The following is an 18,767-nucleotide window of genomic DNA, read 5'->3' as shown; positions in this document are numbered from 1 at the left end:
ATGAATCCGCGCGCTTGCTGAAAATGCCCGATTTGTCCCCCTTTGGCGTAGATCCGGGTGTGGATTTGCCGTAGAAAGGCGGCGCGCTATGGGGGAATGCCAAGCGGGGGAATGCAAAACCTGCGGACAAAAGAAAACCCCCGGCGCATTCGAGCGCTCGGGGGTGGTATGGCATTGTCGGCGTAACGCCAAACAACGTCAGGCAATATGTGGTGCGAAGGAGGGGACTCGAACCCCTACACCTGTTACGGCGTCAGGACCTAAACCTGGTGCGTCTACCAATTTCGCCACCTTCGCTAAAGGTCAAGCCCGCTATTGTAGCTTGCTTGTTAAAATCTTGCGTCATGAATCCGCGCCTCGATGCTTTACACCCCTACCCGTTCGAAAAACTGCGGGCGTTGCTGGCTTCTGCCAGCGCGCAGCCGGACGGCCTGACGCCCATCAATCTGTCGATCGGCGAGCCCAAGCACGCCGCGCCGGAGCGTATCGCGCAGGCGATCCGCGACCACATGGGCGGCCTGTCCGTGTACCCGTCGACCAAGGGCGACCCGGCGCTGCGCCAGGCGATTTCGGGCTGGCTGGCGCGCCGCTACAGCATCCCCGCCCCCGATGCGGACACACAGGTGCTGCCGGCGCTGGGGTCGCGCGAAGCGCTGTTCGCCTTTACCCAGACGGTGATCGACCCGTCGGCGGGCTCGGTGGTCATCTGCCCCAACCCGTTCTATCAGATCTATGAAGGCGCCACGCTGCTGGCGGGCGCCACGCCCTACTTCGTCAACGCCGATCCGTTGCGCAATTTTTCCAGCGACTGGAGCCACGTGCCGGAAGCGGTCTGGAAAAAGACGCGGCTGGTGTTCGTGTGTTCGCCCGGCAACCCGGCCGGCAACGTCATGTCGCTGGACGAATGGGAAACGCTGTTCGAACTGTCCGACCGCTACGGCTTTGTCATCGCGTCCGACGAGTGCTATTCCGAGATCTATCTGGACGAAGGCAACCCGCCGCTGGGCAGCTTGCAGGCGGCGCGCCGGCTGGGCCGGGACGACTACCGCAATCTGGTGGCGTTCTCCAGCCTGTCCAAGCGATCCAACGTGCCCGGCCTGCGGTCGGGTTTCGTGGCGGGCGACGCGGCCCTGATCGGCCGCTTCCTGCTGTATCGCACGTATCATGGCAGTGCGATGAGCCCGCTGGTTTCCGCGGCCAGCGTCGCTGCGTGGTCGGACGAGGCGCACGTGAAGGACAACCGGCGCCTGTACCGCGAAAAGTTCGACGCGGTCGTGCCGATCCTTGAAAACGTGCTGGACGTGTCGCGCCCGCAGGCGTCTTTCTACCTGTGGGCGGCCACGCCGGGGGCAGATACGGCCTTTGTCCGCGACCTTTACGGCCGCACCGGTGTTACCGTTCTGCCGGGCAGTTTCCTGGCGCGGGAAGCCCATGGCGTGAATCCCGGCCACGGCCGCATCCGTATCGCGTTGGTGGCGCCTTTGGCTGACTGCGTGCAGGCAGCCGAACGCATCGCCCATTTTGTACATACTTCTGTTTGATCAACCTTTAAAAGCTGAGCCGCTATGACTCTCGACCTGCAGACCACCATCGAAAAAGCCTGGGACGACCGGGCCAACCTGTCGCCCGCCGACGCCAGCGCCGAAGTGCGCGAAGCGGTGGAACACACCATCGACGGCCTGGATCTGGGCCGCTTGCGCGTGGCCGAGAAAATCAATGACGACTGGGTGGTCCACCAGTGGATCAAGAAGGCCGTGCTGCTGTCGTTCCGCCTGAGCGAAAACGCCATCATGGGCCAGGCGCCCCTGCAGTTCTACGACAAGGTGCCGCTCAAGTTCTCGGAATACGGCGACAACGCCTTCAAGCAAGGCGGCTACCGAGTGGTGCCGCCCGCCGTCGCCCGCCGCGGCGCCTTCATCGGCCGCAACGTGGTGCTGATGCCCTCCTACGTGAACATCGGCGCCTACGTCGATGAAGGCACGATGGTCGACACCTGGGCCACCGTCGGTTCGTGCGCTCAGATCGGCAAGAACGTCCACCTGTCCGGCGGCGTCGGCATCGGCGGCGTGCTGGAACCGCTGCAGGCCAACCCCACCATCATCGAAGACAACTGCTTCATCGGCGCCCGCTCGGAAGTCGTGGAAGGCGTGGTCGTGGAAGAGAACTCGGTGCTGGCCATGGGCGTGTTCCTGTCGCAAAGCACCAAGATCTTCGACCGCGCCACTGGCAAGATCACGTACGGCCGCGTGCCGTCGGGTTCGGTCGTGGTTCCGGGTTCGCTGCCGTCGGCCGACGGTTCGCACAGTCTGGCGTGCGCCGTCATCGTCAAGCGTGTCGACGCGCAAACGCGCGCCAAGACCAGCATCAATGATCTGCTGAGGGCGTAAATGAGCACGTCCGCACGGCCGCCCGAAGGGCGTGCACCCTCCCTCGGAGAGGCAGGCGCAACGCGCCAGGGGGGCCAATCCCCGTCCGCCGTACTGGATCTGGTCAAGGACCTGATCGCCCGCCCGTCGGTCACGCCGGCGGATGAAGACTGCCAGGCGGCGCTTGCCGCCCGGCTGGAACGCATCGGCTTCACGTGCGAGACCATCGCGCAAGGCGGGGTCACCAACCTGTGGGCCCGGCGCGGCAGCGCCGCGCCGCTGACCGTGTTCGCCGGTCACACGGACGTGGTGCCTCCGGGTCCGCGCGAAAAGTGGGAGAGCGATCCGTTCGTTCCCACCGAACGCGACGGCTGGCTGTACGGCCGCGGGGCGGCCGACATGAAGAGCTCGATCGCCGCCTTCGTGGTGGCGGCCGAGGAATTCGTGGCGGCCCACCCGCAGCACGGCGGTTCGATCGCGCTGCTGATCACGTCCGACGAAGAAGGCCCGTCGATCGACGGCACCGCCATCGTCTGCGACGCGCTGAAAGCCCGCGGTGAACAGCTGGATTACTGCATCGTCGGCGAGCCGACTTCCGGCGACGTGCTGGGTGACACCTGCAAGAACGGACGCCGCGGCTCGCTGTCGGGCAAGTTGACGGTCAAGGGCATCCAGGGCCACGTGGCTTACCCGCATCTGGCGCGTAACCCGGTGCATCAACTGTCTCCGGCGCTGGCGGAAATCGTCGGCATCGAATGGGATCAGGGCAACGAGTACTTTCCGCCCACGACGTTCCAGGTGTCGAACCTGAACTCGGGCACGGGCGCCACCAACGTGGTGCCGGGCGAAGCCGTGGCGCTGTTCAACTTCCGGTTCTCGACGGCCAGCACGCCGGAAAGCCTGAAGGCCCGCGTGCATGCGGTGCTGGACAAGCACGGCCTGGAATACGACCTGGACTGGGAGTTGGGCGGCGAGCCTTTCCTGACCCCCCGCGGTTCGCTGACGGATGCGCTGGTGCAGGCGATTCACGCTGAAACCGGTGTCACCGCCGAACTGTCGACGACCGGCGGCACGTCCGACGGCCGTTTCATCGCCAAGATCTGTCCGCAAGTGATCGAGTTCGGCCCCGGCAACGCCACGATCCACAAGGTCAACGAGCGTATTGAAGTGGCTTCGCTGGAACCGCTCAAGAACATCTATCGGCGCACGCTGGAAAACCTCCTGCTGTCCAAATAAGTCCCAGCCCCCCCGGGGGCTTTTTCCCATGCGGGAGAAATGCCCCCAAGCTTCGTCCGCTTTGCGGACTCTCTGCCCCCCGAGGGGGTGTTTTCCCCTTGGGACGGCCCGACGGGGAAAAAGGTCTAACTATGTATCAATCTGCCCGCCAAGAATTGCTGACCCTGCGTGACCTCATCCGTTACGGGGTGTCGCGTCTGAACAGCGCCCAGGTCGCGCTGGGACACGGCAGCGACAACGCCTGGGACGAGGCGGTCTACCTGACGCTGCACGCCCTGCACTTGCCGCTGGACACGCTGGAACCGTTCCTGGACGCCCGCGTGGTGCGCGAGGAACGCGACCGCGTGCTGGACCTGCTGGAACGCCGGGTGACCGAGCGCGTGCCGGCCGCCTATCTCACCAACGAGGCCTGGTTGCGCGGCCATCGCTTCTATGTGGACAAGCGCGTCATCGTGCCGCGCTCGCCCATCGCGGAACTGCTGGACCAGGGCTTGTCGCCCTGGGTGCAGGATGCGACGGCGGTCGAGAACGTGCTGGACATGTGCACCGGTTCGGGCTGCCTGGCCATCCTGTCGGCCCTGGCCTTCCCCTACGCCCATGTGGACGCGGTGGACGTGTCGGACGACGCGCTGGAAGTCGCCCGCCGCAACGTGGACGACTACGGCTTGCAAGACCGCCTGGACCTGCACGAAAGCAATCTGTTCGACAAGCTGCCGGCACGCCAGTACGACGTCATCATCTGCAATCCGCCTTATGTGAACAGCGGCTCCATGGATGTGCTGCCGCAGGAATACCGCCATGAACCGCAGCTGGCGTTGGCCGGCGGCGAAGACGGCATGGATCTTGTGCGGCGCATCCTGGCGGCGGCTCCCCAATACCTGACTCAAGACGGCGTGATCGTGCTGGAGATCGGCCACGAACGCGACTTTTTCGAAGCCGCCTTCCCGCAGCTATCCCCCGTTTGGCTGGATACGGAAGAGGCATCGGACCAGCTTCTGCTGCTTACCCGAGAGCAACTTACCCTGTGATACGCGCTACTGGATTGACCCTGCGCCGCGGCACGAAAGTGCTGTTGGACGGCGCTGAATTCGTTGTCCATCCGGGCGAACGCGTCGGCATCGTGGGCAAGAACGGCGCGGGCAAGTCCTCGCTGTTTGCCCTGCTGACCGGCGCCCTGGACCTGGACGCCGGCACCGTGAACCTGCCGGCCGGCTGGCGCATCGCCAGCGTCAAGCAGGAACTGGATGCCGACGACCGCCCTGCCCGTGAATTCGTCATCGACGGCGACACGCACCTGCGCGAACTGCAGGCACGCCGCGCCACCCTGACGGACGACCAGGGCACGCAGATCGCCGAAGTGGAAGCGGCGCTGGTGGAAGCCGGTGCCTGGAGCGCCGCCTCGCGCGCCGAACAGTTGCTGGCCGGCCTGGGCTTCAAGCCCAACGAGTGGATGCAGCCGGTCGAGAGCTTTTCCGGGGGCTGGCGCATGCGCCTGGCCCTGGCAAGCGCGCTGATGGCGCCGTCCGAACTGCTGCTGCTGGACGAACCCACCAACCACCTGGATCTGGACGCGATGCTGTGGCTGGAGAAATGGCTGGCCGCCTATCCAGGCACCGTCATGCTGATCTCCCACGACACCGAATTCCTGGATGCGGTGGCCAAGTCGATCCTGCACTTTGACCACGCCAAGCTGGTGCGCTATCGCGGCGGCTATGGCGACTTCCTGACGCAACGCGCCGAGCGCCTGCGCCAGACCAACATCGCGTACGAACGCCAGACCCGCGAAACGGCCCGCCTGCAAGGCTTCATCGACCGCTTCAAGGCCAAGGCCTCCAAAGCCAAGCAGGCGCAAAGCCGCGTCAAGGCGCTGGCCCGCATGCAGGTGCTGGCGCCCTTGCATGCCGAAGCCGGCATCGACATCCGCATCCCGTCGCCTGACCAGGTGCCGGATCCCTTGCTGACGCTGGAACACCTGTCGGCCGGCTACACGGACGCGGCGGGCAACGCCGTTCCCATCCTGCGCGACGTCACCCTCATGGTGCGCGCGGGCAGCCGCGTCGGCGTTCTGGGCGCCAACGGCGCGGGCAAGAGCACGCTGATCAAGACGCTGGCCGAAGAAATTCCCGTCCAGGCGGGCGAACGCCGCGCCTCGCGCGGGCTGGCTATCGGCTACTTCCATCAGCATCAGCTGGACATGCTGGACGTGGACAGCACCCCGATCGCGCATCTGGCCCGCCTGGCGCCAGACACCCGCGAGCAGGAGCTGCGCAACTACCTGGGTGGATTCGGGTTTTCGGGCGACACCGTCACCAGCAAGGTCGGACCCATGTCGGGCGGCGAGAAGGCGCGCCTGGCGTTGTCCCTGATCGTCTGGCAAAAGCCCAATCTGCTGCTGCTGGACGAACCCAGCAACCACTTGGACGTGGAAACCCGTGAAGCGCTGGCCGCCGCGCTGGCCGACTTCGGGGGCAGCATGCTGCTGGTCTCTCACGATCGGCATCTTTTGCGCACCACCGTGGACAGCTTCTGGATCGTGGCGGACGGCGCGGTGCGCGAGTTCGACGGCGACCTTGAGGACTATCGCGATTGGCTGGCAGCCCGCAATGCCGGGGAACGTGCCGAAGCCGCGCGCGAAAATGCGGAAGGCAGCGAACCCGTCGTGGACCGCAAGGCGCAGCGCCGGGCCGAAGCCGAACAGCGGCAGCGGCTCTCCGCCCTGCGCAAACCGCTGGAAGCCAAGTTGGCCAAGGTCGAATCCGAAATGGAAAAGCTGCGGACGAAGCTCCACGCGCTGGACGCCGTCATCGCCGACCCGGACTTGTATTCCGATGCGCGCCGGGCGGAACGCCAGAAGGTCATGGCCGAACACGGCGAGCACGGCAAGCGCATCGACGAGCTTGAAGAGCAATGGCTTGAGATCCAGGGCTCGCTGGAAGAAATCGATCAGAGCGAAGCCTAGGGCGTCGCCCGGGCGGCGGGCCTGCCCCGCTGTCCGGCTGTCCCCTCTTATCTATTAATAATAACCATTATCATTTATACTTCGTCGCGAAATTGACTCCATCTGGCGCCCGGCGCCAGCGACATGTCTACGCTTTCGGACGTATTCCTTCGCCACTACCGCGAACTGCTTGGCTTCCTTTCGATGCGCACCGGCTCACGCGATGTGGCCCAGGATTGCGCGCAGGACACGTGGATCAAGCTGGCGGAATTCAACGACCGCACCCGTCCCGACAATGACCGGGCGTATGTGTTCCGCGTCGCCGCCAACATCGCGACGGACTGGCACCGCCGCCGCACCCGCGAACTGTCGGCCACCGCCGATTACGCCGCCGCGCTGCCCGTGGCGCACGCGGCCGACACCTTCGACGTGGCGTCCGCCCATCAGACCTTGCGCCGCCTGGAATCGGCCTTGCTCGCCCAGCCTCGCCGCAGCCTGGATGTCTTCGTACTGCACCGGCACGAAGGCCTGACCTACCGCGACATCGCCGAGCGCTTCGCCATATCCGTCAGCGCCGTTGAAAAACACATGATGCGCATCCTGCTGGCCTGCGACCTGGCGTTGGCCGACTGATGGCCACGCGCGTCCGCCCGCCCGATCCCATCGAAGAGGCCTCGCGCTGGGTGATCCGGCAAAGCGGGCAGCGGCTCGACGACGAGGCGCATGCCGCGTTTGAAGCCTGGTACCGGGCCGACGCGCGGCATGCGGCTGCGTATGACCGCTTGTCGCGCTTGTGGCGCCGCATGGGTGAGATCGACCGCGGTAAGCTTGGCAAGCGGCCTGCCCGCAAGCTGCGCGGCACCGCCCTGCTTGCGCTGCTGACGGCCGCGTTCGCCGGCTGGTTCGGGGCGACGGACCTGCCGCAAGCCGACTACACCGCCGAAGGCGGCGTGCGCCGTCTCACGCTGCCGGATGGCTCGGCCGTGGTGCTGGACGCACACAGCGCGCTGGCGCTGGACTACGCCGATGGCCGCCGCCAGGTCCGTTTGCTGACCGGGCGCGCCCAGTTCGAGCCCACGCCGCAGCAACCGGGCATGGCGCCATTCTCCGTCACCACCCGTGACGCCTCCGCCACGGCGCTGGGCACGCGTTTCACGGTGGATCTGGGCCAGGACGGCACCCGCGTATCGGTCCAGGAGCACCAGGTCGCCGTGCGCTGCCTGCCATGCGCAGACGACGCCGGCGTGATCTTGTCCGCCGGCGAAACGGCGGAGGTATCCCCCGCTGGCGTCAAACGCGAAGCCGAGGCCGGCACGGCGTCGCCCGGCTGGACGCGAGGCCTGCTGAGCTTCGACGACGTGCCGCTGCAGACCGCGGCGGACGCGTTGGCGCGCTACAGCGCCAAGCACATTCTCGTGGTCGGCGAGGCGGCAAAGACCCAACGCGTGTCCGGCACCGCGCTCGTCGCCGACCCCCAGAGGGCGTTGGAACTGCTGCTGGCGCAGACGCCGGTGCGCGTGACCGAATTGCCGGGCCTGCTGATCTTGCGCTGAAGGCGCGCAACCCTGACTCAATCAGTAAATGAGAATCGATATAAATTATTCATCGCGAAATTGATGAGGGGTTTGGGCAGTGCCGACGTCCTACGGCTGACATTACTGCTTAGGACTTACGCATGTCTTCCCGCTTTTCCACGCGCCGCCTTCCCGTTGCAGCCATCGCCTTCTGCGCAGCGCTGGCGCTGGCCCATCCGGCGCTTGCCCAGACCCGCGCGACACCCGTTGCCTTCGACATACCGGCCCAGCCGTTGGGAACCGCCTTGCTGGCCCTGGGCCAGCAAGCGAATCTGGAAGTGTCCTTCGTGCCCGCCACCGTCGCCGGCAAATCGGCGCCCGCGCTGCGGGGCACCATGTCGCCGCTGGACGCGCTGGACCAGTTGCTGCGCGGCTCCGGCCTGGCGCTGCGCGGCGACGGCCCTGGCCGCTACATCATCTACGTCGACAAGACGAACCAGTTCTCCGCGCTGCGCCTGGATGCGGTGAAGGTGTACGGCGAACACAGCGATGAACGCGTCTATACCCAGGAAGAGATCGCCACGACGCCCACGGCTAACCAGGACCTCACCTCGCTGGTGGCGACCCATCCCGCCGTGCGCACGAATACGCCGGCCAACGGATCGACGAACCGCGGCTCGATGAATGTGGAGGACATTTCCTTCCACGGCTCCAGCCCCTATCAGAACCTGTTCCAGATCGACGGCATGGACGCGACCAACCGGGTCGACCCGGCCAGCAAAAACCTGAATTTGCAGGTCGGCAACATCCCCAGCAATTCGCAGTCCTACTTCGTCGACACGAATCTGTTGGGCGAGGTCCGCGTGATGGACAGCTTTGTGCCCGTGGAATATGGGCGCTTCACCGGCGGCGTGGTCGACGCGCGGCTGCGCCGTCCCTCGGGCGAAAACCATCTGCAGCTGGACTACCGCTGGAACACGTCGAAGATGACTCAGCAGAAGATCGCCGAAGGCGACGAGAAAGGCTGGGACCAGGGCAAGCCGGGGTTTTCTCCGGAATGGAAGAAGCGCTTCTATACCGCCATCGGCGACATCGCCATCAATGACAAGACAGGCGCGGTGCTGAGCATGTCTCGGCGCGAATCCAGCATCCGGCGCTGGAACATGGGAGTGGACGGCGACCAGCCCACGCAAGGCGAAGACAACTACGACGACCGCATCGACAACTTCCTGGGCAAGTTCACGGTGCGGGCCACGGCGGACACCATCTCCGACCTGACGCTGAAGTACAGCGACCGCCGCGAGACGCTTTCCAGCGACACCTTCCGCAACACCCAGTGGGACAACACGCATGCCGCGCGCGGCGTGGGCTGGAACCTGGACCACGCGTTCCAGGGGGGCCGGGCGTCCGTGCAGGCGGGCTGGGACAAGGCGCTCAGCAACCGCTCGTCCGACGCGACTTCGCTCGTCACCCACAAGTTTCCGTCGATCCCGCAATACGTTATGGGCGGCTTTGGAAAAGAACAGAAGGAACAGGACACCTGGACACTGAAGGGCCGAATCGATTTCGACCCGATCCGCACCGGTGTCTTCACCCACACCCCGTACGCCGGGGTCGACCTGCAACGCGTCGACGTGAATTTCGAACGTTTCAGCGACGCCTATTCGTACATTGCCACGCATGCCGCCAACGGCGTTGAACGCCACGCCAGCAAGGTGCACTATCTGCGCGGAACCGTCGAAACGAAATACAACGCCGCATCCGTCTATCTATCGGACCGGGTGGAGCTGGGTCGCGTGGCGCTGACCGGCGCCTTGCGCTACGACCGCGAAACCTTCCTGGGCAACACCAACGTGTCGCCGCGCACCCGACTGGACTGGGATGCGTTCGGCAACGGCAACACCGTCGTCAGCGGCGGCTGGGCGCGCTACTACGGTTCGGATGTGCTGAACATTGCGCTGGAAGAACGCGTCAACACGCTGCGGCGCCAGGTGCTGGACCGCTACGGCAATCCGGTGGCGGACGGATCCAAGCCCTATTACGCCTCCTATGAGGGCCTGCGCACTCCTTACGACGACGAATGGGCGCTGTCGGTCAGGCAGCGGATGGGCGGCCTGGAAGGGCTGGCGGCGTACGTGCACCGCAACGGACGCGATCAGGTCAATAAGCGGGGCGACAGCGTCCAGGGCTACCAATACCTCAATGACGGCAAATCAACGACGGACACCGTCAGCCTGTCGTTGCGGACGTTGACGCCATGGCGCCTGATGGACACCCGCTGGACCGCGCGCGCCGACTGGAGCTATCAGAAGCGCAAAGTCAACGCGGATCTGGTCGAAGGCTATGAGGGCGATGCGCGCGACCCGGACGAATACATCTTGTACGACGGCGAGCGCATGCGCGCCATCGACCGCCCGCCCACGTCGTTCTACCAGCCCCAAAAGGCCTCGCTTTCGCTTACCGGCATCTGGCCCAAGGGCGGTCTGACCTGGGACAACAGCATCCAGTGGCGCAGTTCACGCATGGCGTCCGTCTACGTGGGATATGGCCCGCGTCCCGAGTCGCTGCAAAGCTACCGTAGCGCGCGGCTGGCATCCTACTGGACCTGGGACACCCGCCTGATCTGGGAGCCCACCTTCGCGCGCAACGTCGCCTTCACGGTCGACGTCCTGAACGTGTTGAACAAGACGCCGGCCATCACCGCCACCAACCCGAATCTGACGACCAACCGCAGCGCGTATCAGGTCGGCCGCGAGATCTGGGTGCAAGCCAGCTACCGCTTCTGATGCGCCACGCCCACCTACGCCGCAATCTCGCCGGGGCGGCCGCCGCCCTTGCCCTGGCTGCCGGCGCCTCCGCTCAGGCTGAGCCAGTGCAGAGGGCCGCGGCCGCTGCGTGCCGCGATGGCGGCGCTTGGGACATGGCTTGCCTGCGGGCCCGCTATGCCGGCCCTCCCGGCCAGTGGCCGGCCCCGGCCGTCGACCCTGGCATTACGTGGACGGAGTGGGGCATCGTGCCGCCGGCAGACGCCCCGCCGCTGTCCTGGATGGCCGCGAATGCCGGGCGCCCCGAACTGGCACGCGATGTCCGGAAACCCGAGATCGTGGCGCTGGGACAAATGCTGTTTTTCGATGCGCACCTGTCGCGCAAGGGGCAAGTGTCCTGCGCGTCCTGTCATATGCCGCAGCGAGCCTTTACCGACGGCCGTCCATTGGCGGTCGGCGAAGACCGGCTGATGGGCAGACGACGGTCGCCCTCCTTGCTGGCCGCCCCCTTCGCGCCGCGCCTGTTCTGGGACGGACGCGCCGACACGCTGAAAGCGCAGGTGCTGGGTCCGGTGCAGGACAGCCGTGAGATGAACCACGACCTGGGCAGCGCCATCGCGCGACTGCAAGCCCTGCCGCCCTACCCCGCCCAGTTCCTGAAGGCGTTCGGCCCCGCCACGGATAACGCGGCTTCGGATTCACGACCGGAGTCGGATTCGGCCTCGAAGTCGACGTCGACGTCGTTCTCACTCTCGGATTCAGCCTCGAAAGCGACGTCGCTTTCGGCCTCGGGTTCAGCGCCGCCTTCAGATCGGGAGGCCGTCGACAGCGACCGGTTGGCGCGCGCGCTGGCCGCCTATGTCGCCACGCTTCGTCCGCAGGCCTCGCGCTTCGACGCGTTCCTCGGTGGGGATCGGAATGCCTTGAACGACACAGAACTGCGGGGCATGCATCTATTCCGCACCCAGGCGCGCTGCATGAACTGCCACAGCGGCCCGCTATTGACGAACCATCAGTTCCACAATATCGGTCTGTCGTTCTATGGCCGCCGCAACCAGGACCTTGGCCGCTTCGAAGTCACCCGCGACCCGGCTGATCTAGGAAAATTCCGCACGCCCAGCCTGCGCAATGTCTCGCAGGCGGGGCCGTGGATGCACAACGGATTGTTCGCGGACTTGAAGGGGTTGCTGCGGATGTACAACGGGGGCATGGGCCGGGAGGCCGCGCCCGCCGATCCGCCAGACCCTTATGCGCCGCGCAAGTCCGAACTCATCCGGCCGCTGGACCTCAGCGCGGACGACATCGACGCCTTGCAGGCGTTCATGAAGGTCTTGTAGGGAATGGGGAAGGCGGCGCCGCCAGGGCGCCGCCAGCCTGGCATTACGAGTACGGACGCTCGCGCAGGCGGGTGTGGTGGTCGACCACGGTGTCGATCACTTCGCGCAGGATGGTTTCGGCCAAGGCAGGCGGCACACCCGCCTCTTCGGCCAACCGGCGGATGCGCTCAACCTGCTGGGACTCCCGCTGGGGGTCCACCAGGTCCATGCCGTGGTTGGTCTTCAGTTCGCCGATCATGTCGGTGCAACGGAAGCGCACGCCCAGCAGCAGCATGATCTGCTGGTCGATTTCATCGACCTCGGCGCGCAGCGACGCCAACTCGGCTTTCGGGGAATCGTTGTTGGCCATTTTTCAACCCTGAACAATATCAAGCTTGGCGATGCCCAGCGCCAAGGTCTTGGCGCCGACGTCGCGGAACTGGATCTCTGCCTGCGCGTCCTGACCTGCGCCGCTCAAGCCAATAATCGTGCCGTCGCCAAACCGCGCGTGACGCACGCCCTGACCCACACGATACTGCTTGTCGCCCACCGTGACACCGCTTGCCACGCCACGCGGTTGACGCGGCGCAATGGTGTTGGTGGCCTTGCGTCCGAACGCGTCGCCGCGGTTACCCCCGCCCCAGCCCGCGCCCGTGCTGCTGACCGGCGCCAGCCCAGCCTTGGGCGACAGCCACTTCAGGTGTTCTTCCGGGATCTCGTCCAGGAACCGCGAGCGCATGGCATAGCGCGTCTGGCCGTGCAGCATCCGGCTTTGGGCCAGACTGATGTACAGGCGCTGCCGCGCACGGGTGATCGCCACATACATCAGGCGGCGTTCTTCTTCCAGCCCGGATTGCTCCAGGATGCTGTTCTCGTGCGGGAACAGCCCCTCTTCCAGGCCGGTGATGAAGACCGCGTCGAATTCCAGGCCCTTGGCGGCGTGCACCGTCATCAGTTGCACGGCGTCCTGGCCTTGCTGGGCCTGGTTGTCGCCCGCTTCCAGCGCCGCGTGCGACAGGAATCCCGCCAGCGGCGTCAGCCCGTCGGACGCCACGATGGGCGCGTCGACCACGCCCGGCATGAGCGTCGACGAGGTGGCCTGTTCAGGCACCACGCCGGCAGGCATGCCATCGTAGTTCTCTTCTGAAGCGAACACGGCCGCGGCCGTGATCAGTTCGTTCAAGTTCTCCAGGCGTTCGGCGCCTTCGCGCTCGGCCTTGTAATGGGCGTTCAGGCCGCTGGCCTCGAGCATGTGCTCGACCATTTCCGGCAGCGGCAAATCGCGCGTTTCTTCGATCAGGCGATGGATCAGCTGCGCGAACTGGGCCAGGTTGGACCCGCCCTTGCCGCCGACCAGCGCCACCGCTGCGTACAGGCTGGTGTCGTGCGCGCGGGCCGCGTCGGCCAGTTGTTCCAGCGTGCGCGCGCCAATGCCCCGCGTCGGGAAGTTGACGACCCGCATCCACGACGTGTCGTCGTGGGGGTTGGCCATCAACCGCAGGTACGCCAGCGCGTGCTTGATTTCCTGGCGTTCGAAAAAGCGCAGGCCGCCGTAGACCTTGTAGGGAATGCCGGCCGAGAAGATCGCGTGCTCGAGCACGCGCGATTGCGCATTGCTGCGATACAGCACGGCGATCTCGCGGCGCAGGCTGCCGTCATGGATCAACGAACGGATTTCGTCCACGATCCATTGCGCTTCCATGCCGTCCGAAGGCTGTTCGATGACGCGCACCGGCTCGCCTTCGCCCTGGTCGGTCCACAGGTTCTTGCCCAAGCGGCCGTTGTTGTGGCCGATCAGCGCATTGGCGGAATCCAGAATGTGGCCGAACGAACGGTAGTTTTGCTCCAGCCGGATCACGGTGCCATGCGCGTAGTCGCGCTCGAAGTCGGACATGTTGCCGACGTTGGCGCCGCGGAATGCGTAGATGGACTGGTCATCATCGCCCACGGCGAAGATGGCCGCGCCACCGCCGGCCAACAAGCGCAGCCACTTGTACTGCAGCGTGTTGGTGTCCTGGAACTCGTCGACCAGGATGTGGCGGAAACGGCGTTGGTAGTGTTCGCGAACCGGCGCGTTGCGCGACAGCAGTTCGTAGGCGCGCAGGAGCAACTCGGCGAAGTCGACCACGCCTTCTCGCTGGCACTGGGCTTCGTAGAGCTGGTAGATCTCGATCAGGCGGCGGCGGTGGGCGTCGTAGGCTTCGACGTCCTGCGGACGCAGGCCTTCTTCCTTGGCGCCATTGATGAAGCGTTGCACATCGCGCGGCGGATACTTTTCGTCGTCGACGCCGTTGGCCTTCATCAGGCGCTTGATGGCGGCAAGCTGATCGGTAACGTCCAGGATCTGGAAGCTTTGCGGCAAACCGGCATCGCGGTGATGCGCCCGCAGCATGCGATTGCACAGGCCGTGGAACGTCCCGATCCAGAGACCGCGGGTGTCGATCGGCAAGATCGCCGACATGCGCGCCAGCATTTCGCGGGCGGCCTTATTGGTGAACGTGACCGCCAGAAGCCCAAAAGGCGAAGCCTGGCCGGTTTGAATCAGCCAGGCCATGCGGGTAGTGAGTACCCGGGTCTTCCCGCTGCCCGCCCCGGCCAAGACCAGGGCGTGCTGCGGTTCTAACGTTACTGCGGCGCGTTGTTCAGGGTTGAGCTTCTCTAGCATCATGCCGCGTAGCGGCGCAGATGTTGAGCAAACTGCTCGAGCCCGGCGATGCCGCTTTGCTGGGCGCGCTGGCACCAGGCCTGCAAGTCATGGAGGAGCTGTTCGCTGCTGGCGCTGGAGCTTTCCCAGATGCGGCCGAGTTCGCGGCGCATTTGCACCAGGGTCGACAGCGACTTGTTCTGGGCGATGGCCTTGTCCACGGCGGCAAGCTGTTCAGGCTGGAGGATGTCCTCGTTGCGGTGGATGGCGCGGCGCACTTGGTGCAGCTTGGTATAGCCGCATTCAGCGTTGCCTTCCTGGCGCGAGGCCTTCAGCTTGGTCAGTTCTTCGCGGGCGGCGCTCTTGATCACGTCCGCATAGCGGGCCATGACTTCGTAGCGGTGCGTGATCACGCCTTGCAGCGTGCGCAGGTCGATGCCCGTGCGGGTGTCGTCCAGCTTCAGCTTGGGCGCAACCTTCTTGATCTTGGCCAGGCCGAAGAACTTCAGGATGTTGATGTAGCACCAGCCGATGTCGAATTCGTACCACTTGGCCGAGAACTTGGCCGACGTGCCGTGGGCGTGGTGGTTGTTGTGCAGCTCTTCGCCGCCAATCACGATGCCCCAGGGGAACACGTTGGTGCTGGTGTCCGGGCTGTTGTAGTTGCGGTAGCCCCAGTAGTGGCCGATACCGTTGACGACGCCAGCCGCCCAGAAGGGAATCCAGGCCATTTGCACCGCCCACACCGTCACGCCGATGGCGCCGAACAGGGCGACGTCGATGGCGAGCATGGACAGCACGCCCCACAAGCTGTGCTTGCTGTAGACGTTGCGTTCGAGCCAATCGTCCGGCGTGCCGTGGCCGAACTTGGCCATGGTTTCATTGTTGTTCGATTCTTCGCGATACAGCTCCGCGCCGCGGAACAGCACCTTCCAGATGCCGAACAGCATGGGCGAATGAGGATCGCCTTCCTTTTCGCACTTGGCGTGATGCTTGCGGTGAATGGCGACCCATTCCTTGGTGACCATGCCAGTCGTCATCCAGAGCCAGAAACGGAAGAAGTGCATGACAGCCGGATGCAAATCCAGACCGCGGTGCGCTTGGCTGCGATGGAGAAAAACCGTGACCGCAACAATCGTGATGTGCGTCACGACAAGGGTGAATACGACGACCTGCCACCAAGTGGCTTGGGTCAGACCGCCGGCAATGAAGGAGAGGATGTAATCCATAAAGCTGTTATGAGCCTCGCTTGAGAAGTGCCTGAAGTTTAGCTTACCTTTGTCGTCTTATGACAAGGGAGTTTCAAAATAGTTTTTGAGCGAAATCAAGGACTAAGCCCCGATTTTAGAACACAAAAACCCTCTCTCGCGGCCATTTCGGGCAATCGCGAGGCCGAGCCTTGCGGACATCCGGCGCGTGGGGCCGGCTACCCCATGAAAGTGGGGGGTATTCGCAATGGCACTAGGTTTTGGCTACATTTCGCTACTAAAGTTCCTGTCAGCAAGGGGATTTCGTCTTGAGGACGCCACGTTCCCGGCGCACACTTGCCGCCCTGCCCGCTGACCAAATTGTCTCTTTTGCCCCACTGATGTTGCCGAAAACAATCCGCCCCTATTTATTTTCAGCCCTGTCCGCGGTGGCGCTCGCATTGTCCGCGCCCATCTCGGCCTCGGCCCAGACGATGAAGTCGGGCGACGTCGTCGTGCTGGCCTCGTACTACGAGATCCGCGGGTCGGATTGCCTGGCGCTGCGAGCGCCGCGCGTGCAGATCACGCAGAGCCCCAAGCTGGGCAAGGCCAGCATCATGCAGACGCGTGGCCAGTCCAGCGATTCGGGGCGTTGCGCCTATCGGCCGGTGGCCGTCTCGCAGGTGGTCTACCAGGCGGACCAGCCGGGCGCCGACACCCTGGCCTGGGAAGTGAAATACCAGAACAAGACGCTGGGCACCCGCCGGTTCAGCGCAACGGTCGGCGTCACGCCGGCTCCCTGAGCCGGCGCGAACCGGACGCGCGTCAGGCCGGCTTGTCTTCCTTGGCCGGGTCGGCCTCGGGGACAGCGTCAGCCAGGGTTTCGGCTACGGATTCGGCCGCCGAGGTCGTCTCGGCCGTGTCGCCAGCCGGCGCTTGGGCAGTGACCGGCACGTCCGTGTCCTCGGCTCCATCCAGAGCCAATTCCCCATCGGCATCCAGATCCGCATCGCCGGCTTCGGCGGCTTCGGCCGTTGCGTCGGCTGCGCCCTTCTTTTTGCGCTCGAACACCGCGGCGAAGAAGCCGTCGGTGCCGTGCACGTCAGGGCGCAGTTGCACGTACGGGCCTTCCAGCTTCAGCGTTTCGCAACGCGCGGCCAGGATCTCGGCCGCATCCAGGCGCTCGAAATCGGGGTGGCTGGCCAGGAAACGCTCGGCCTGAACCTCGTTTTCTTCCGCCAACAGGCTGCACGTGGCATACACCAGGCGGCCGCCCGGGGCCACGCAGCGCGCGGCGCTGTTCAGGATGCGCTCCTGCAGCCGGCCCAATTCGGCCAGCGCTTCGGGGTGCTGGCGCCACTTCAGGTCGGGATTGCGGCGCAACGTGCCGATGCCGCTGCACGGCGCATCGACCAGCACACGCTGGGCCTTGCCGGCCAGGCGCTTCACACGGGCGTCGTTCTCGCTGTCGATCACGACGGGCACCACGTTCGACAGGCCGCTGCGCGCAAAGCGCGGCTTGGCGCGCGCCAGTCGGGCGGCGGACACGTCGAAGGCGTACAGGCGGCCGGTGGAGCGCATCAGCGCGCCCAGCAGCAGCGTCTTGCCGCCGGCGCCGGCGCAGAAGTCGATGATCATTTCGCCACGGCGAGGCGCGACCAGCAGGGCCAGCAATTGGCTGCCTTCGTCCTGCACTTCGATGCTGCCATTTTCGAACTGCGGCCAGCGGTTGATGGCCGGCCGGCCTTCCATGCGGATGCCCCAGGGCGAAAACGGCATGGCCACGGGTTCGTAGCGGCCGGCGCTTTGTTGCAGTTCGGTCAACATGGCGTCGCGCTCGGCTTTCAGCGGGTTCACGCGCAGGTCCAGGCTGGCTTGGCGGTTCAGCGCCTCGACCAGCGTTTCCGGGCTGTCCATCAAGCTCAGGCGCTCGTCCAGCCAGTCGGGGATGCTGCCGCGCACCGCGCGGGGCAAGGTGGCCAGATCGATCTGCGACACGCGCTTGAGCCATTCGGCCTCGGCGGCGTCCATGCCCTCTTCCAGCGCTTCGGCGCCCAGTGTGGCATTCAAGCCCAGGATGGCCAGACGACGCGAGGCCGGGCCCACGCCGCTTTCACCGAACTGGCGGTAACGGCGCAGATGGCGCAGCACGTCGTAGACGGCTTCGGCGACTTCGGAACGGTCACGCGCGCCCAGGTTGGGGTGGTGGCGCAGCCAGTGCGACAGCGCGGAATCGGCGGGATAGGTCCATTGCAGGATTTCACCCAGCACGCGTTGCACCTGGTCGATGCGGATGGCCGCATAGGATTGGCGCGGACGGTTGAATTGCGGCTTTTGCGGGGCCTGCTCGCGATGGCCGTGCGAGGCGTCATCACCGCGCGGCGCATCATAGGACGGCCGGCTCTGGCCTTCGCGGCGCTCGGAACCATACGACGTCCGCTCGCCGCCACGGCTGTCGCCGCGCGGGCCGTTGCCGTACGACGGGCGCGAATCCGGGCGGCCCTGGCCTTCGCGGCGGTCCGATCCGTAGGCGGCGCGTTCGCCGCCACGGCTGTCGCCACGGGGACCGCTGCCGTAAGACGGACGCGAATCCGGGCGGCCCTGGCCTTCGCGGCGGTCCGATCCGTAGGAGGCGCGTTCGCCGCCACGGCTGTCGCCGCGCGGGCCGTTGCCGTACGACGGGCGCGAATCCGGACGGCCCTGGCCTTCGCGGCGCTCCGAACCGTAGGAAGCGCGTTCGCCGCCGCGGCTGTCGCCACGGGGACCGTTGCCGTACGACGGACGCGAATCCGGACGGCCCT

14 protein-coding genes and 1 tRNA gene are annotated in these 18,767 nt (G+C 65.5%); 10 read left to right on the top strand and 5 right to left on the bottom strand.

Annotated features, from left to right (window positions below):
• Positions 1 to 210 precede the first annotated feature (210 nt).
• Positions 211 to 297 (bottom strand) — tRNA-Leu (locus tag ACO6D5_RS16260).
• A gap of 47 nt (positions 298 to 344) precedes the next feature.
• Between ACO6D5_RS16260 and dapC the strand changes: the two genes are divergently transcribed.
• The 9 genes from dapC to ACO6D5_RS16215 all read left to right on the top strand — a co-directional run bounded on the left by dapC (position 345) and on the right by ACO6D5_RS16215 (position 12,156).
• A complete protein-coding gene (dapC, locus tag ACO6D5_RS16255) occupies positions 345 to 1,541 on the top strand; it encodes a succinyldiaminopimelate transaminase (protein WP_315845594.1) in 1,197 nt (398 codons plus the stop codon).
• 24 nt (positions 1,542 to 1,565) lie between these two features.
• A complete protein-coding gene (gene dapD / locus ACO6D5_RS16250) occupies positions 1,566 to 2,387 on the top strand; it encodes a 2,3,4,5-tetrahydropyridine-2,6-dicarboxylate N-succinyltransferase (protein ID WP_006227943.1) in 822 nt (273 codons plus the stop codon).
• Positions 2,388 to 3,602, top strand: coding sequence for a succinyl-diaminopimelate desuccinylase (dapE, locus tag ACO6D5_RS16245; RefSeq protein WP_315845593.1), 1,215 nt, complete (start codon positions 2,388 to 2,390; stop codon positions 3,600 to 3,602).
• Positions 3,603 to 3,733: 131 nt separating this feature from the next.
• Positions 3,734 to 4,630: a 50S ribosomal protein L3 N(5)-glutamine methyltransferase gene (gene prmB / locus ACO6D5_RS16240; protein WP_315845592.1), complete on the top strand. Its 897-nt coding sequence runs from the start codon at positions 3,734 to 3,736 to the stop codon at positions 4,628 to 4,630.
• Positions 4,627 to 6,561 (top strand): ABC-F family ATP-binding cassette domain-containing protein, encoded by a 1,935-nt coding sequence (locus ACO6D5_RS16235; protein WP_315845591.1) that lies wholly within the window; start codon positions 4,627 to 4,629, stop codon positions 6,559 to 6,561. Before prmB ends, ACO6D5_RS16235 begins: the two co-directional genes overlap by 4 nt.
• A 123-nt stretch (positions 6,562 to 6,684) precedes the next feature.
• Positions 6,685 to 7,173 carry a sigma-70 family RNA polymerase sigma factor gene (locus ACO6D5_RS16230; protein WP_315845590.1) on the top strand — a complete coding sequence of 163 codons (489 nt, stop codon included), beginning with the start codon at positions 6,685 to 6,687 and terminating at the stop codon, positions 7,171 to 7,173.
• Entirely contained in the window at positions 7,173 to 8,093 is a 921-nt protein-coding gene (locus ACO6D5_RS16225; RefSeq protein ID WP_485825937.1) for a FecR family protein, read from the top strand. The genes ACO6D5_RS16230 and ACO6D5_RS16225 overlap by 1 nt, the downstream gene beginning before the upstream one ends.
• A 122-nt stretch (positions 8,094 to 8,215) precedes the next feature.
• Entirely contained in the window at positions 8,216 to 10,840 is a 2,625-nt protein-coding gene (locus tag ACO6D5_RS16220; protein ID WP_485825936.1) for a TonB-dependent receptor plug domain-containing protein, read from the top strand.
• A 134-nt stretch (positions 10,841 to 10,974) separates the two neighbouring features.
• The gene (locus ACO6D5_RS16215; RefSeq protein WP_485825935.1) at positions 10,975 to 12,156 is read left to right on the top strand and encodes a cytochrome-c peroxidase; all 1,182 of its coding nucleotides are present in this window, start codon (positions 10,975 to 10,977) and stop codon (positions 12,154 to 12,156) included.
• A 43-nt stretch (positions 12,157 to 12,199) separates the two neighbouring features.
• On the opposite strand, the gene ACO6D5_RS16210 is transcribed toward ACO6D5_RS16215, so the two are convergent.
• Genes ACO6D5_RS16210 through ACO6D5_RS16200 form a run of 3 tightly spaced genes read right to left on the bottom strand, consistent with a single transcriptional unit; the run spans position 12,200 to position 16,008 of the window.
• Positions 12,200 to 12,505, bottom strand: coding sequence for a chorismate mutase (locus tag ACO6D5_RS16210; RefSeq protein ID WP_175174396.1), 306 nt, complete (start codon positions 12,503 to 12,505; stop codon positions 12,200 to 12,202).
• Between the two features lie 3 nt (positions 12,506 to 12,508).
• Positions 12,509 to 14,803 (bottom strand): UvrD-helicase domain-containing protein, encoded by a 2,295-nt coding sequence (locus ACO6D5_RS16205; RefSeq protein ID WP_315847398.1) that lies wholly within the window; start codon positions 14,801 to 14,803, stop codon positions 12,509 to 12,511.
• Positions 14,800 to 16,008 carry a DesA family fatty acid desaturase gene (locus tag ACO6D5_RS16200; protein ID WP_315847397.1) on the bottom strand — a complete coding sequence of 403 codons (1,209 nt, stop codon included), beginning with the start codon at positions 16,006 to 16,008 and terminating at the stop codon, positions 14,800 to 14,802. Before ACO6D5_RS16200 ends, ACO6D5_RS16205 begins: the two co-directional genes overlap by 4 nt.
• A gap of 419 nt (positions 16,009 to 16,427) precedes the next feature.
• Between ACO6D5_RS16200 and ACO6D5_RS16195 the strand changes: the two genes are divergently transcribed.
• Positions 16,428 to 16,769, top strand: a complete 342-nt coding sequence (locus tag ACO6D5_RS16195; protein WP_485825934.1) for a hypothetical protein — start codon at positions 16,428 to 16,430, stop codon at positions 16,767 to 16,769.
• Between the two features lie 22 nt (positions 16,770 to 16,791).
• Here the strand turns inward: ACO6D5_RS16195 and ACO6D5_RS16190 are convergent, their stop codons facing one another.
• Positions 16,792 to 18,237, bottom strand: a complete 1,446-nt coding sequence (locus ACO6D5_RS16190) for an RsmB/NOP family class I SAM-dependent RNA methyltransferase (protein WP_485825955.1) — start codon at positions 18,235 to 18,237, stop codon at positions 16,792 to 16,794.
• Positions 18,238 to 18,767: the final 530 nt, after the last annotated feature.

It is taken from the genome of Achromobacter sp., assembly GCF_057314935.1.
This window is presented reverse-complemented; position numbering and strand designations above follow the sequence as displayed.